Consider the following 14,273-nt stretch of genomic DNA (forward strand, 5'->3'; position numbering starts at 1 on the left):
TTTTAGAATTTGAAATTATACGAAACGGCCGGAACGATTCCGAATATGGATAAACGCGTGGCTTCGTTTCTGCCGGTGGTTTCATTTTGAGAGAAACTGATGGAAGCCGCATTTTTGCGTGAGTACAGATTGTAAATACTGAACACCCATTCGGCTTGCCATTTTCGATTAGCGTTTTTATTCGGAGTTAAAGTCGCTGAAACGTCTAAGTGATGGTAGGTAGGAAGGTTGTTTTCGTTGCGCAAACCATAACTCGGGACATTGATTCCTTGGTACACATACTGTCCGTTTGGAAAAGTAACCGGTTGTCCAGTTTGTAGGATGAAATTACCACCAAACGACCATTTTTTATTGAGTTTGTACGAACCTGTTACGGCTAAATTGTGTGTCTTATCGTAACCGTTTTTGTACCAATCGCCATTGTTGATTCCGATTTCGTTGGCAAAACGCCCCGGAGTTCGTTGCTCCGATCTCGATAAAGTATATGCAATCCAACCGTTGAGTTTTCCGGTGTTTTTTCGGAATAAGATTTCGAGTCCGTACGAGCGCATTTCACCGTTTAAAATGACTTGCTCGATGGCTTCGTTGGCAATTAAATCGGCACCATCAATATAATCCATTCGATTTTTTACTGTTTTAAAGAAACTTTCTACCTCTAATGAATATTCGTCTTCTTTTAAATTCGTAAAATAACCTACCGCAATTTGATCGGCGATTTGAGGTTTGATGTACTTGTCGCTTGGTGTCCAAACGTCTAATGGAGTAGGAGAAGCTGTATTGGAAATCAGTTGTAAGTATTGTACCATTCGGTTGTAGCCAATTTTGATCGATTTGTTGTCTTTGAATTCGTAGGCTAGCGCAAATCGCGGTTCTAAATTATCATAATTAGCAATCGTTTTGTTTTTACCAAAGAATTCGGTTCGGATTGGCGTTGCTTTTTCGTAGATTTTCAATTCGTCATCGTAAGCAACGGGCAAATCATTTTCGTAATAGTTTACTGTGGAACTTCCCAAACGGTAAAAAAGACTGTAACGCAAACCGTATTGAACCGTAAGTTTATCGGAAATTTTTTGTTCGGTATCAATGTAAAAAGCAGGCTCGAAAGCGTATTTATCTTCTAATTTACGGTAGTTGATCCCAGAATCATCGCGCGATGGTGTTATTTCACCAGGGTTGAAACTGTAGTAAATCGCATTGGCTCCGTAATTAATTTTGAATTTGTCGTTGACGTAGTATTTGAAATCGTATTTGATGTTGTAGTTCTTAATTCCGGAATCCCAATTGAATCCTACGAAATCCAAGTTTAAGCCATAGTAATAATCGCTATAAATGAGCGACAAATTGGAAAATAATTTATCCGAAAACAAGTGATTCCAACGCAAGTTTAGAGTTGAATTTCCGTACGTATTGATGAAACTTTGTGCGATTTCAAAAACGTCTCTACCGAAATAACCCGAAAGGTATAAGTTGTTGTTTTTGTTCAGTTTATAATTGAGTTTGGTGTTTAAATCGTAAAAATAGGCTGAATTGTCGTTATCAGCTAGTTTTAGAAATAAATGAGCGTATGAACCTCTACCTCCAATAAGAAAAGAACCTTTGTCTTTTACAATCGGTCCTTCTGCCAATAATCGGCTGGAGATTAAACCGATTCCGCCGTTCATACTGAATTTTTTACTGTTCCCGTCTTTTTGGTAAATATCGAGTACTGATGAAGCTCTTCCGCCGAATCGCGCTGGAATTCCACCTTTGTATAATTTCAAGTCTTTAATCGCATCGGGATTAAAAACGGAAAAGAATCCAAACAAGTGTGATGAATTGTAAATAGTAGCCTCGTCGAGTAAAATTAAATTCTGATCGGCGCCACCACCGCGAACATTGAAACCCGATTGACCTTCACCCGCATTGGTAACTCCGGGCAAAAGCAAAAGCGATTTGATGATGTCTACTTCACCCAAAACAACAGGCATTTGCTTAATTTGAGCTATAGAGAGTTTGTTGACGCTCATTTCGGGTTTTCGAGTGTTGGTTTTTGTTTTTTCGGTAATGATAACTTCTTCAAGTTGTTCATCAGTTCCTTTCAGAGCATAATTTTTTTTGATGTTTTGATTGAGGGAAATTTTCTCAACAATAGTCTCAAAACTAACATAACTGATGACCATTTCGTATTCGCCTTGAGGTAAAGTGAGCGAATAAAATCCGTATTCATTGGTAATGGCAAAATAATTAGTTCCTCTAAAATTGATGTTTACACCAATAAGCGTTTCATTGTTTTTAGCATCTGAAATGGTTCCAGAGATGGTGAATCGCTCCTGAGAGTAAAGACTAATCGAGAATAATAAAAATGATAATAGTAGGATTGGTATCTTTTTTGATAACATAAGTTGGTGTTTTGTACAAATTTCACCAAAATTAAGGCTATTCGGTTGATACAATTGTTAATGTATGGTTAAGATTGTTTTGAGTAACTCCGATTTTTAAATACTTTTATAAAAAATTTCCAATGCGCAATACACTTTTGATTTTATTATTGTTTGTGGTTAATTTAGGTTTTTCGCAGTTTGAAAACCCTAAAAAGTCTATTCGTATTGGTGCGGTTAAGAATCCTAAAGCGCCACCAAAGCAAGTAGATGTTGATACCGCTCAGGCTGCAATAAAGTACGAAAGCACTATAGGGAAAGATAAAGATGAAAAGCTATTAAGAAACTTTTCGATTGCTCCGAAAGTAGGTTTGAAAACACCTTCTAATGTTGAATTGAGAAATCCTTCTGAAATTTTTACTGAAAAAATTCAGAAAGAAATGAAGAAAGAAGGGATTACAAAAGAAATTTTAAACAGTGACTTGTTTTTAGGTGAGTTCATTGTATACACTGAAGAATTGAATACAGCATGTAGAGATTATGGTGCGATTGATGGCGATAATGTAAGGATTTGGTTGAATGGTGAATTGGTGGTTAGGAACGTTAGTTTGGATTCGGATTTCAAAAAGTACAAGTTGAATTTAAATGAAGGTTTAAATATAATTCATATTGAAGCAATTAACACAGGTGAGTTCTTCCCGAATACAGGGCAATTTATATTTTCGGATGCCAATGGTAAGTTAATTACAAATCAAGATTGGGGTCTTAATTCAGGTTATAGAGCAATCATTAAAATTAGAATGATAAAAGGGCTACAACAGGAAGAAAAAACCGATAATAAATAAAAAAAGACTTCTTAGAAGTTCAGAATTTTAGACAATTTAGATTCGAATGGAATCCATATGCGTCTATAAATGTCTAGTTTTCTAAGAAGTCTAATTTTTCTAGGAAGTCTTACTTATGCTAATTTAGCATCGAGATTGGTTTTCAATGCTTGCAAAAAATCTTCAGTTGACAAATAATCAGCATCAGTTAAACCTTCTGGTTTTACTAACATCGCTAAATCTTTCGTCATTTTTCCGCTTTCTACTGTTTCGATACACACTTGTTCTAAAGCATTACAGAAGTTGATTAACTCTTGGTTTTGGTCTAATTTTCCTCTGTGCTCCAATCCGCGTGTCCAAGCAAAAATGGATGCAATTGGGTTCGTAGATGTTTTCTTTCCTTGTTGGTGTTGACGGTAATGACGTGTTACAGTTCCGTGAGCTGCTTCGGCTTCCACAGTTTTTCCATCAGGAGTAACCAAAACAGAAGTCATCAATCCCAAAGAACCAAATCCTTGTGCAACAGTATCCGACTGAACGTCGCCATCGTAATTTTTACACGCCCAAACAAATCCACCGTTCCATTTCATTGCTGATGCTACCATGTCATCAATTAAACGGTGTTCGTACACCATTCCGTTCGCATCAAAATCGGCTTTGTAATGTTGTTGGTATACTTCTTCAAAAATATCTTTGAAACGTCCGTCATAAGCTTTCAAAATCGTGTTTTTTGTAGAAAGGTACAAAGGCCATTTTTTGGTCAACGCCATTTGAAAGGATGAATGTGCAAATCCGTAGATGCTTTCATCAGTATTGTACATTGACATTGCTACACCATCGCCTTTAAAATCGTAAACGTTCCAAGTAGTAGTTTCTCCCGCTTCGTTGGTAAACGACATGGTTAAAGTTCCTTTTCCTTTGATTACTTTATCAGTTGCTTTGTATTGATCTCCAAAAGCGTGACGACCAATTACGATTGGTTTAGTCCAACCTTGAACGTAACGCGGAACATTACTCATGATAATCGGCTCACGGAAAACAGTTCCACCTACAATATTTCGGATGGTTCCGTTAGGTGATTTCCACATTTCTGATAAGTTGAATTCTTTGACGCGCTCTTCGTCGGGAGTAATGGTTGCACATTTAATACCTACATTGTATTGTTTAATGGCTTCGGCGCAGTCTATTGTGATTTGGTCTTTGGTAGCTTCTCGACTTTCAATTCCTAAGTCGTAATATTTGATATCTAAATCTAAATAAGGAAGAATGAGTTGTTCTTTAATGAAGCTCCAAATAATTCGTGTCATTTCATCGCCATCGATTTCTACAACCGGATTAGCTACTTTAATTTTTGCCATATTGTTTAAGTTTGTTGTTGTACTCTAAATTTTTTGCGGAAACAAATATAAATAATAAAGAAGGAATTTCATTTATGTTTTCTGGCGAAATCGATTGAATTATCATATTGTTATTTTAAGGTTTTAAAATTATGAATTTGATAATTTAGACTTGTCTTTTTTGCATAAAAAAAGCCTCGAACAAATCGAAGCTTCTCTTATAATTGGAAAGAATTGAATTATCTTCTTCTTTCTTTGATTTTTGCTTTTTTACCAGTAAGTTCTCTGAAGTAGTAGATACGTGCTCTACGAACTTTACCTCTCTGATTTACTTCCACTTTTTGTAAAGCAGGCATGTTTACTGGGAAGATACGCTCTACACCAACTGCACCCGACATTTTACGGATAGTAAAAGTTTCAGTTGCTCCTGAACCTTTTCTTTGAATAACAACTCCTTTGAAAAACTGAGTTCTTGTTTTTTCACCCTCTTTAATTTCGTAGTACACAGTGATAGTATCACCAGCTCCGAATACAGGGAAATCTTTTCTTGTTGATAATTCGTTATTAACGAAATCTACTAAATTTGCCATTTTTAATGCTAATTATGGTTTAAAATCTGAGCAACATTCACGGTTTTCGCCAGAGGTTGGTCAAATGTGGGGGCAAAGATAAAAATTAATTGATAATTGGCAATGGATAATTGATAATTTTTTAATTCTCTAAATCGCTCATTATCAATTGTCCATTATCAATTGTTAATTGTCCAACAAATCCGGTCGTCTATTTTTAGTATGCTCATACGCCATATCTTCACGCCATTTGTCTATTTTGGCAAAATGACCGCTGGTCAGTACTTCAGGAACTTTCCAACCTTTGTAATCGGCTGGGCGAGTGTAAATAGGTGGTGAAAGCAAATTATCTTGAAAACTATCCGTCAAAGCCGAAGTTTCATCGCTCAATACGCCCGGAATCAATCGTATCAAAGCATCCGAGAGTACCAAAGCACCCAATTCGCCGCCCGAAAGCACATAATCGCCAATCGAAATTTCTTTGGTAATAAAATGATCCCGAACACGCTGATCCACTCCTTTATAATGTCCGCACAATATGATAATGTTTTCGTACATCGACATCGTATTGGCCATTTTTTGGTTCAACGTTTCGCCATCGGGTGTCATGTAAATGATTTCGTCGTACTCGCGTTCACTTTTTAAATGTGTTATACAATCGTCAATCGGTTGTACCATCATCACCATACCTGCGCCACCACCAAACGGATAATCGTCCACGCTTTTTTGTTTGTTAGTCGTATAATCGCGTAAGTTATGAAAATGTACTTCCACCAATCCTTTGTCAATAGCTCGTTTCATAATCGAGGCTTCAAACGGACTGCGGAGTAATTCGGGTAAAACGGTAATAATATCAATTCGCATAGTTACTGAGTAGCTGTGTGCTTAAGTGCCTGAGCTTTTCAATGGCAAAGATAGTAAGTTTTTTTTGAAGCTATTTCCCGCTATCCGTTCCAATCTGTCATTGCGAGGCACGAAGCAATCTGTCAAGAACTCTTGATTGCGCAATGACAGGATTTCCTCTACTATCGGGGCTAGGATTTTATCGTAAAAAAGAACTTTATTTTTTAGTAGCTAAAATAGAATACACCATCGGAATTTTATTACCAAATGCTTTGATTCTGAATTTTCCAGCTTCAAATTCTTCCATTTCGTTGAAGCAATTATAAGGAGAATAATCAAATTCATTGAACTGATTCAATTCCAATCCTGATTGCAATAGCGAATTCAAAATTTCACTTATCGGATGATTCCAACCGACACTTTTGGTTTGCAAATCGGCTTGGGTTTCAGCATATGTACCTGATTCTTCTTCTACAATAGGTTCGATATTGAAATAACTGTAAAACACTTCTTTAAAATCATTGTCGTACATCCAAACTACTGGATGAAAATCAGCCATCACAAATCGGCCGTTCGGTTTTAAAAAATGCGCAATCACATTCGCCCATTTTTCCAAATCAGGAAACCAACCTATGGTTCCGTAACTCGTAAAGACGATGTCAAATTTCTCTTCAATATGTTGTTGAGCGTCATAAATATCACAACATACAAACGTGGCATCTAAATTGAGTTGATTGGCAAATTCAGTAGCTCTTTGAACGGCTTTATCCGACAAGTCCACACCAACCGCACTCGCACCCATACGTGCAAACGTCATCGTGTCTTGTCCAAAATGACATTGCAAATGCAGTATTTTTTTTCCTTTCACATCTCCCAATAATTCCAATTCAATCGCATTCAACGTTGATTTACCTTTCAAAAATCCCTCATTGTCATAAAACTCTGAACCAATATGCACATCGGTTTTGTCGTTCCACGTTTGCTTATTTATACTAATATAATCCAATTTTTCTTCCATCTTTTTTTTGATTTCTGCCTTCTAATTTCTGCCTTCTGATATCTAACTTCTACACCCCAAACTGTTTCAAATGATGGTCCAAATGCATGGAATGTAATTTATCCCATTCTTCATAACTCATTTCACCAAAAAAAGGATGCTTATTACTTTTTATGGATTGATGTCCTAAATCGGCAAACTTTGCAAACTTCCGAATCAATTCGGCTTTAGTTGATTCAAAATCGTACTGATCTTTACGAATAAAATCGGGCGCAGTCGGACTGTTTTTCTTGAATTCGCTCGAGTTTAGGATCTTATTTTTAAATAGTTTTCCTATCAAGCGCATTACAAAGTTACTTCGGAGTTGCAAATCGCCAAAAGCAACATCAATAGGAGCCTGACAGTGCGATAACATTTGCTCAACGGTCATTTTTCCCCACAAAGGTTGGCTTTCTTTTGATAATGAATTGATGCGAGCAATAAAAGCATCGTTGTCAATTTTGTTGTAAACGGATGGCATAAGATTCTATTTTTTGGTGTATTCAAATGTACAATCTTTAGCATTTATCTCCAATAAAATAGTAAATTTGCACCTCAATTAAAAAATATACTACGATGGAAAACGGAATATACGCTAAATTCAACACTACAAAAGGTGCGATTTTAGTAAAATTAACTCACGACTTGACGCCAGGAACAGTTGGAAATTTTGTAGGTTTAGCTGAAGGTCAATTGGAAAATTCAGCCAAACCAATGGGAAAACCCTATTACGATGGATTGAAATTTCACCGTGTAATTCCCGATTTTATGATTCAAGGCGGTTGCCCACAAGGAATCGGTTCGGGCGGTCCGGGTTATCAATTTGACGATGAATTTCATCCCACTTTAAAACACGATAAGCCAGGTGTTTTATCGATGGCCAATGCCGGACCAGGAACGAATGGTTCACAATTTTTTATCACTCATGTTCCAACGAATTGGTTAGACGGAAAGCACACTGTTTTCGGACATGTGGTAGAAGGACAAGACGTTGTTGATGCAGTTGCACAAGGCGATTTGATAGATTCAATCGAAATTGTAAGAGTAGGAGCAGAAGCCGAAAAATGGAATGCAATTGAAGCGTTCCGCACTTTTGAAGGTTCAAGAGCCAAAAGAGAAGCAGAAGCTAAAAAAGCAGCCGAAGAAGCAATGGAAAAATTAGCGGCAGGTTTTGATAAAACAGAAAGTGGTTTGCGTTATAAATTCATTCAAAAAGGGAATGGTAAGCAAGCCGAAAAAGGTAAAACGGTTTCTGTTCATTATTCGGGTTCGTTAGACAATGGAAAAGTATTTGACAGTTCGTATGCACGCAAAAAACCTATCGAATTTCCTTTAGGAAAAGGTCATGTTATTGAAGGTTGGGACGAAGGAATTGCGTTGTTGCAAGTAGGTGACAAAGCGCGTTTTGTGATTCCGTCCTATTTAGCGTATGGTTCAGCTGGTGCGGGTGGTGTGATTCCGCCGAACGCCACTTTAATTTTCGATGTTGAATTGATGGATGTACGTTAATGCACAAACTATATTGTAAATTTAATTGTAAATTTATTGTAAAATCAAATCCCGAAAGATTCGCTTTCGGGATTTTTTATATATTTACTTACCAAAAATTAATAAACATTAAATTATGAAATTAAAAATGACCTCTTTGGCACTTTTAGGAATACTTATCTATTCTTGTGCTCCAAAAGTTGCGCCACCGCCACCACCAGTTGCAAAAGAGCTAGATGTTGCTGTTGTTGCAGCATCGAATGATATTGCAGAAGGAAAGGAACTTTATGAAAACAATTGTGCTAAATGCCACAAATTGTACGACCCAAAAGATTATAGTGATCAAGATTGGTTGCCAATTTTAGAGGTAATGAAAAAGAAAGCAAAAATTTCAGATGCACAGCACGATAAGATTTATGCTTACATCATATCCAATTAAATTAAAATCCGTCGTAAGGCGGATTTTTTTATTGGAATAGTTTTTGACTCGCTATATTTGTATTCACTTTTGTGTAATTATGAAGTATTTTTTATTCTTACTGTTGATTTCTTTTTCGATAAGCGCTCAAGATTTAGGTCAGGCGCAACACTGTGGCTATGATTTTACTTCGTATTTGGTGTTGAATGTTCACGAAGAAGGAGCGAAAGAGAACATCAAAGGCTTGAAATTAACTTTAGTAGATTTGAATGGAAACGAAGTCGTCAATGCCAACAATCAATACAGTTGGAAAGACAACAACAAGTCACTTGTATTTTCATTTAATTATTTAATAGACGAAAACAACCAACGCATCGAGCAACCTATTGAAGGTGTAAAAGAGCGCTGGTATTTTCCGTATGCCAAAGACAACTATTTCTTATCAATAGTCAATACATTTCCCGCTGATCAACTCAAAGTCAAAATTGAAGATATTGATGGTGCTCAAAACGGTGGCTTTTTTGAAACGCAAATCGTAGAACTCAATTACTTCGATTTGTTTGTTCTATGTACGAATCAAGCACGTGATTACGCTGTTCAATTTGGTCGTAAAGCCAATAAACCATTGGAAGTCATAATCAAAAAAGCTGCTAAATAACCTCAGTTTAATTTAATTTCTACTGCCACGAATTATCGAATTTAGTGATGTTAATAGTTGATTGAATTCGAACTTTCATCATTGATGAACTAATTTTTTAGATAACTATACACTAATTCGTGAATTTGTGGCAAAACTTTTTTTAATAGCTTACTGCATTTTAATCTACATACAGTCAGTTTTTTGCTAGTTATTTTTGGTAAAAATCACATTTACTTATACTAAATAGTAAAACCATCGGGTAAAGTTGCGCCTTTTTTAATGACAATAATTCCGTCTTTAACCGTGTACAATTCGTTGTTAGTATCTTCCAAATGAGTTCCACCATTCAACTTTACATCATTTCCAATTCGGCAGTTTTTATCTACTATCGTGTTGTTAATCTCACAGCGTTCGCCAATTCCGATATTGATAATATTGTGTTCGATATTGGTTCTGATTTCATCTAAATTCTGATAAAAATCGTTACCCATTAAATACGAATTGGATATTTTAGAACCTTTTCCAATACGGCTTCGAATTCCAACCACCGAATGCTCTATTGATGTACCATTAATGATGCAACCTTCAGCAACCACCGATTTATCAATCATCGAAGAACCAGTAATTTTTGATGGCGGCAAAACCCTGGCGCGAGTGTAAATTTTACTCGAATTATCAAATAAATTGAACTTCGGAATCTCATCAGTCAACCCTAAATTCGCTTCAAAAAATGAATCGATGTTTCCGATATCGGTCCAATAACCTTCGTATTGGTAACTCAGAATTTTTTCTTTGCCTATGGCTTGCGGAATGATTTCTTTACCAAAGTCTTTCGTGTCGGGATTCGACATCAAATCGATTAATAGTTTCCGATTGAAAATGTAAATTCCCATAGAAGCCAAATAGTGCTTGCCTTCGGCTTTGGATTCTTCACTTACTTCGGATGTCCATTCGGGTAACAAACTCGCATTTGGTTTTTCAATAAATGAAGTGATGAAGTTCTCCGAATCGGTTTTTAAAATTCCAAATTCAGGTGCTTCTTTTGCAGTTACCGGAAGCGTTGCAATCGAAATCGAAGCACCACTTTTTTGATGTGCATCGACCATTTCATTGAAATCCATTTGATACAATTGATCGCCTGATAAAATCAACGCATAATCAAATTCGTGGTTCAAAAAATGGTTCATACACTGACGCACCGCATCGGCTGTTCCTTGAAACCAAGTCGGATTATCGGGAGTTTGTTCAGCTGCCAAAATATCCACAAAGGCAGTACTGAAATGACTAAAATGATAGGTGTTTTTGATGTGTTGATTCAATGAAGCCGAGTTGAACTGCGTCAATACAAACATGCGTTTGATATCCGAATTGATACAATTTGAAATCGGAATGTCAACCAAACGGTATTTTCCTGCAATCGGAACCGCTGGTTTGGAGCGACTTTGAGTCAGTGGATACAATCTCGAACCTTGTCCGCCACCCAAAATAATGGCTAATGTACTTTTTTTCATTTGTTTAGTCTTTGCGAGGATTTCCTCATTATTGTTTTTTGGGCACCTATTCCGCCTTCCACTCCCGCTTTTTTTTATTGCCTAAAAAGTCAATAAAAAAAGAGCTCCGTTCAAGTCGGGGTGCGGTACTATCGGTATATAAAAAATCAGTTTTAAAATTAATCAAAATTGTATTGTTAAAATAAAATTTAGATACTTACTTTTTGCAATGAGACTATAAGACTACAAGACTATAAGATTGTAAGACTTTGTAACTTTGTAACTTTGCAACTTTGTTACTTTGCGAGAGAATATCTCTATTTAAAATAAACTTTCAAGCCTTCTCTTTTTCAAATTTAGAAATTACTTCTTCATAATATTTATAGGTCGTTTTCGCAATCGATTTCCAACTGAACTTCTCTAATACGCGCTTTCTTCCTGCTTTTCCCATTTGGGCAGCAAGACTTTCATCGTCTAACAAAAGATTAATTTTGGCTGCCAAAGCCTTCTGAAATTCAACTGGATTTTTCGGATTGAAATCGGTTCGCGAAACACTTTCTAGCGGAATCAAATAACCCGTTTCACCTTCGGTTACAATCTCTGGAATTCCACCTACAGCGCTTCCAACCACCGGAGTTTCACACGACAAGGCTTCCAAATTGATGATGCCAAACGGTTCGTACAACGACGGACAAGCAAAAACACGCGCATGACTATACAACACTTTTACTTTTTCGCGTGGAAGCATTTCAGAGATTAAAATAACGCCTTCTCTTTTGGATTTCAATTCGGCAATTAATTCCTCTGTTTCTTTGGCAATCTCTGGAGTATCTGGAGCGCCAGCGCACAATACAATTTGACAATTGGTATTGAAATAATGCGCCGCTTCTATTAATTGTGAAATGCCTTTTTGACGCGTAATTCGTCCAACAAAAAGAACAAAAGGCACGTCGGGATTGATTCCGAATTCGTGTAACAAATCGGTATCAAAAGTGGGTTGGTAAAATTCAGGATCAATTCCGTTGTGAATTACCGTTACTTTTTCAGGATTGATTCCGTAAGCTTCCACCACATCTTCTTTCATTTGTTGACTCACTGCTATAACGCCATCGGCCGAATTATAGGCATGGTGTTCAATCCATCGCGAAAGAAAATAACCGTTTCCGAGTTGTTCCACTTTCCATGGGCGATGGGTTTCCAAACTATGAGTAGTTAAAATCAGCGGAACTTGTAATAATTCTCTCGAAAAAACTCCAGCCAAATGCGTATACCAAGTGTGACAATGAATAATATCTGCTTGTAAGGTGTGCTGAGCCATTTCGACATTCCGACTCAAATTATGAAACATTTTGATGTGCGGATTATCTGGATCTTCCATCTGATTCAAAGACGAATCAATTCCGAGCACATTCATCGTTTCGTTTTGCTCTTTCTGATTGCCAAAACAACGTACTTCAACTTCGGCTAGTTGGGACAATTCGTGACTTAAGAAATCAATGTGTACGCCGGCACCACCGTAAATATTCGGCGGAAATTCATTGGTAAAAAGAGCAATTTTCATAAAATAATCAGTTAGTTGAGTGTAAGATATAAAAGTATGAAATTATTTGGCTTATTTTGTACTTACTGACTATATAAAAACTATACAAATGTTATTTTTTGGTTAAGTGAATTATAAATTAACACGAGTTCAAAATAAAAATCATTCTTTGCCACGAATTATCGAATTATTTTTTTAAACATTTGATTTTATTCGAATGTTCATCGTAGATGAACTAATTTTTAATATAAAATTTAAGGTTAATTTGTGAATTAGTGGCAAAAACAAATTTATTTGAGTAAAATTTGAGTCTAAAAGCGGTCTATTAATTTTTAATTTTTGTTTCTAGTAAATATGTTGAATTGATATTAATTAAAATATTTTAATCAGAATGGAAGAGATCAATTGGAGTGATTTTGAAAAAGTAGAAATGCGAGTGGGAACCATTATTGACGTGAATGATTTTCCAGAAGCTAGAAAGCCTGCATATCAATTGACCATTGATTTTGGTAAGGAAATTGGAATTAAAAAATCATCAGCTCAAATTACTAAGCGTTACTCTAAAGAAGATTTACTCAACAAGCAGATTGTGGCAGTAGTCAATTTTCCCAAAAAGCAAATCGGGAAGTTCATGAGTGAATGCTTGGTGTTGGGTTCGGTAAAAGGTGATGAAGTGGTGCTTTTGACTTCCGATTTGAAAGTGGAAAATGGACTGCGGATTGCTTAAAACAAATTGCTATTAACAATCATTAAAATAAAGGCTATTACGAAGAAAATAAACGCATAATTGGATTTTGAATAGTCCTTTTTAACAAACAAATACAGGCTTAATCCAGAAAGCGATGAAAGTAGTAATCCTTCAATAAGCATGACTTTGGCATACAATTGTGGCGTTTCATAAAACCACGAATTCTCATTGGACAAACCAAAAGCATAACCATCATAATTTTTTTGAACACCAACTGTACACCATTCTGCCAAAAAACTCAAAGAGAATACAAATAGAAGTGAAATGAATACTAAGTAGATTATTTTAAAAACGTTAACTATCATTTTTAATGTCAAAAAAAAATCCGCTTTGTTGGCGGATTTAGTATTATTCGGTTTTCTTAGAGCTTTTCAATGCTTTGTATAAACTGTAACTTGTGACAGACAACATAAAAACATACAATAGGGAGAACATAATGGATTTTACATCACCCGCTAGTACCTTTTCATATTTTTCAGATAATAAAACAATCCAAAAAACAGATAAAAGCGCATTGATTAGGACTCTGTTGGATATGATTTTAGAAATAGTTTCCATTAAATATCGTCAAAATCAACATCGGTAAAACTTTTCTCGCTTTCAGAAGTTTCAGACGATGTTTCGGTTTGATATTCTCTTTTAAAATCTTTTTGGTGACGTTCTGAAATCACTTCTTCTCCTTTATTATTTAAAACAAATGAGGTCATTTCGTCTAAAATGTCTTTGAATGCAGCGAAATCTTCTTTGTATAAATAAATTTTATGTTTTTTGAAATGATACGAACCGTCTTCTTCGGTGAATTTTTTACTTTCGGTAATGGTAATGTAATAATCGTCAGCTTTTGTAGCTCTAACATCAAAGAAATAAGTTCTTCTTCCTGCTCTTAGTACTTTAGAAAAAATTTCGTCTTTTTCTAACATGTCGTTTTCTCTCATATTCGTTTGGTCAATTAATAGTGTTTCTAAACCATTCAAAAATGGTAA

At 35.9% G+C, this 14,273-nt stretch carries 15 protein-coding genes; 5 read left to right on the plus strand and 10 right to left on the minus strand.

All coding sequences use genetic code 11. From position 1 onward, the window contains the following. Positions 1 to 2 precede the first annotated feature (2 nt). The gene (locus VK161_RS07660) at positions 3 to 2,378 is read right to left on the minus strand and encodes a TonB-dependent receptor (RefSeq protein ID WP_324214184.1); all 2,376 of its coding nucleotides are present in this window, start codon (positions 2,376 to 2,378) and stop codon (positions 3 to 5) included. Positions 2,379 to 2,500: 122 nt separating this feature from the next. Here VK161_RS07660 and VK161_RS07665 point away from each other — a divergent pair, with 122 nt between their 5' ends. Then, positions 2,501 to 3,202: a hypothetical protein gene (locus VK161_RS07665; protein ID WP_324214185.1), complete on the plus strand. Its 702-nt coding sequence runs from the start codon at positions 2,501 to 2,503 to the stop codon at positions 3,200 to 3,202. A 113-nt stretch (positions 3,203 to 3,315) separates the two neighbouring features. Here the strand turns inward: VK161_RS07665 and VK161_RS07670 are convergent, their stop codons facing one another. The 5 genes from VK161_RS07670 to VK161_RS07690 all read right to left on the minus strand — a co-directional run bounded on the left by VK161_RS07670 (position 3,316) and on the right by VK161_RS07690 (position 7,447). After that, complete coding sequence (locus VK161_RS07670; RefSeq protein ID WP_324214186.1) at positions 3,316 to 4,539, minus strand: NADP-dependent isocitrate dehydrogenase; 1,224 nt, start codon at positions 4,537 to 4,539, stop codon at positions 3,316 to 3,318. Between the two features lie 218 nt (positions 4,540 to 4,757). After that, on the minus strand, positions 4,758 to 5,108 hold the full coding sequence (gene rplS, locus VK161_RS07675) for a 50S ribosomal protein L19 (protein ID WP_324214187.1): 351 nt from the start codon (positions 5,106 to 5,108) through the stop codon (positions 4,758 to 4,760). Between the two features lie 165 nt (positions 5,109 to 5,273). Then, on the minus strand, positions 5,274 to 5,951 hold the full coding sequence (trmD, locus tag VK161_RS07680; protein ID WP_324214188.1) for a tRNA (guanosine(37)-N1)-methyltransferase TrmD: 678 nt from the start codon (positions 5,949 to 5,951) through the stop codon (positions 5,274 to 5,276). 196 nt (positions 5,952 to 6,147) lie between these two features. Continuing rightward, the gene (locus tag VK161_RS07685; protein WP_324214189.1) at positions 6,148 to 6,948 is read right to left on the minus strand and encodes a class I SAM-dependent methyltransferase; all 801 of its coding nucleotides are present in this window, start codon (positions 6,946 to 6,948) and stop codon (positions 6,148 to 6,150) included. Positions 6,949 to 6,997: 49 nt separating this feature from the next. After that, on the minus strand, positions 6,998 to 7,447 hold the full coding sequence (locus tag VK161_RS07690; protein WP_324214190.1) for a DUF1569 domain-containing protein: 450 nt from the start codon (positions 7,445 to 7,447) through the stop codon (positions 6,998 to 7,000). Positions 7,448 to 7,542: 95 nt separating this feature from the next. On the opposite strand from VK161_RS07690, the gene VK161_RS07695 reads away from it, so the two are divergent. The 3 genes from VK161_RS07695 (at position 7,543) to VK161_RS07705 (ending at position 9,530) form a co-directional block, all read left to right on the plus strand. Next, entirely contained in the window at positions 7,543 to 8,475 is a 933-nt protein-coding gene (locus VK161_RS07695) for a peptidylprolyl isomerase (protein ID WP_324214191.1), read from the plus strand. Positions 8,476 to 8,590: 115 nt separating this feature from the next. Further along, entirely contained in the window at positions 8,591 to 8,893 is a 303-nt protein-coding gene (locus VK161_RS07700; protein ID WP_324214192.1) for a cytochrome c, read from the plus strand. A 79-nt stretch (positions 8,894 to 8,972) separates the two neighbouring features. Then, on the plus strand, positions 8,973 to 9,530 hold the full coding sequence (locus VK161_RS07705) for a hypothetical protein (RefSeq protein ID WP_324214193.1): 558 nt from the start codon (positions 8,973 to 8,975) through the stop codon (positions 9,528 to 9,530). A 221-nt stretch (positions 9,531 to 9,751) separates the two neighbouring features. Here VK161_RS07705 and VK161_RS07710 read toward each other — a convergent pair whose 3' ends face one another. Continuing rightward, the gene (locus VK161_RS07710) at positions 9,752 to 11,023 is read right to left on the minus strand and encodes a glucose-1-phosphate adenylyltransferase (RefSeq protein ID WP_324214194.1); all 1,272 of its coding nucleotides are present in this window, start codon (positions 11,021 to 11,023) and stop codon (positions 9,752 to 9,754) included. A 313-nt stretch (positions 11,024 to 11,336) separates the two neighbouring features. Further along, a complete protein-coding gene (gene glgA, locus VK161_RS07715) occupies positions 11,337 to 12,563 on the minus strand; it encodes a glycogen synthase (protein WP_324214195.1) in 1,227 nt (408 codons plus the stop codon). Positions 12,564 to 12,933: 370 nt separating this feature from the next. Between glgA and VK161_RS07720 the strand changes: the two genes are divergently transcribed. Further along, complete coding sequence (locus VK161_RS07720; RefSeq protein ID WP_324214196.1) at positions 12,934 to 13,269, plus strand: tRNA-binding protein; 336 nt, start codon at positions 12,934 to 12,936, stop codon at positions 13,267 to 13,269. Here VK161_RS07720 and VK161_RS07725 read toward each other — a convergent pair. Continuing rightward, the gene (locus VK161_RS07725; protein ID WP_324214197.1) at positions 13,266 to 13,595 is read right to left on the minus strand and encodes a hypothetical protein; all 330 of its coding nucleotides are present in this window, start codon (positions 13,593 to 13,595) and stop codon (positions 13,266 to 13,268) included. The two genes, VK161_RS07720 and VK161_RS07725, sit on opposite strands and share 4 nt — an antisense overlap. Before the next feature lie 252 nt (positions 13,596 to 13,847). Further along, the gene (locus VK161_RS07730; protein WP_324214198.1) at positions 13,848 to 14,225 is read right to left on the minus strand and encodes a PUR family DNA/RNA-binding protein; all 378 of its coding nucleotides are present in this window, start codon (positions 14,223 to 14,225) and stop codon (positions 13,848 to 13,850) included. Between the last annotated feature and the right edge of the window lie 48 nt (positions 14,226 to 14,273).

It is taken from the genome of Flavobacterium sp. (assembly GCF_035299245.1).
Lineage (GTDB): Bacteria > Bacteroidota > Bacteroidia > Flavobacteriales > Flavobacteriaceae > Flavobacterium.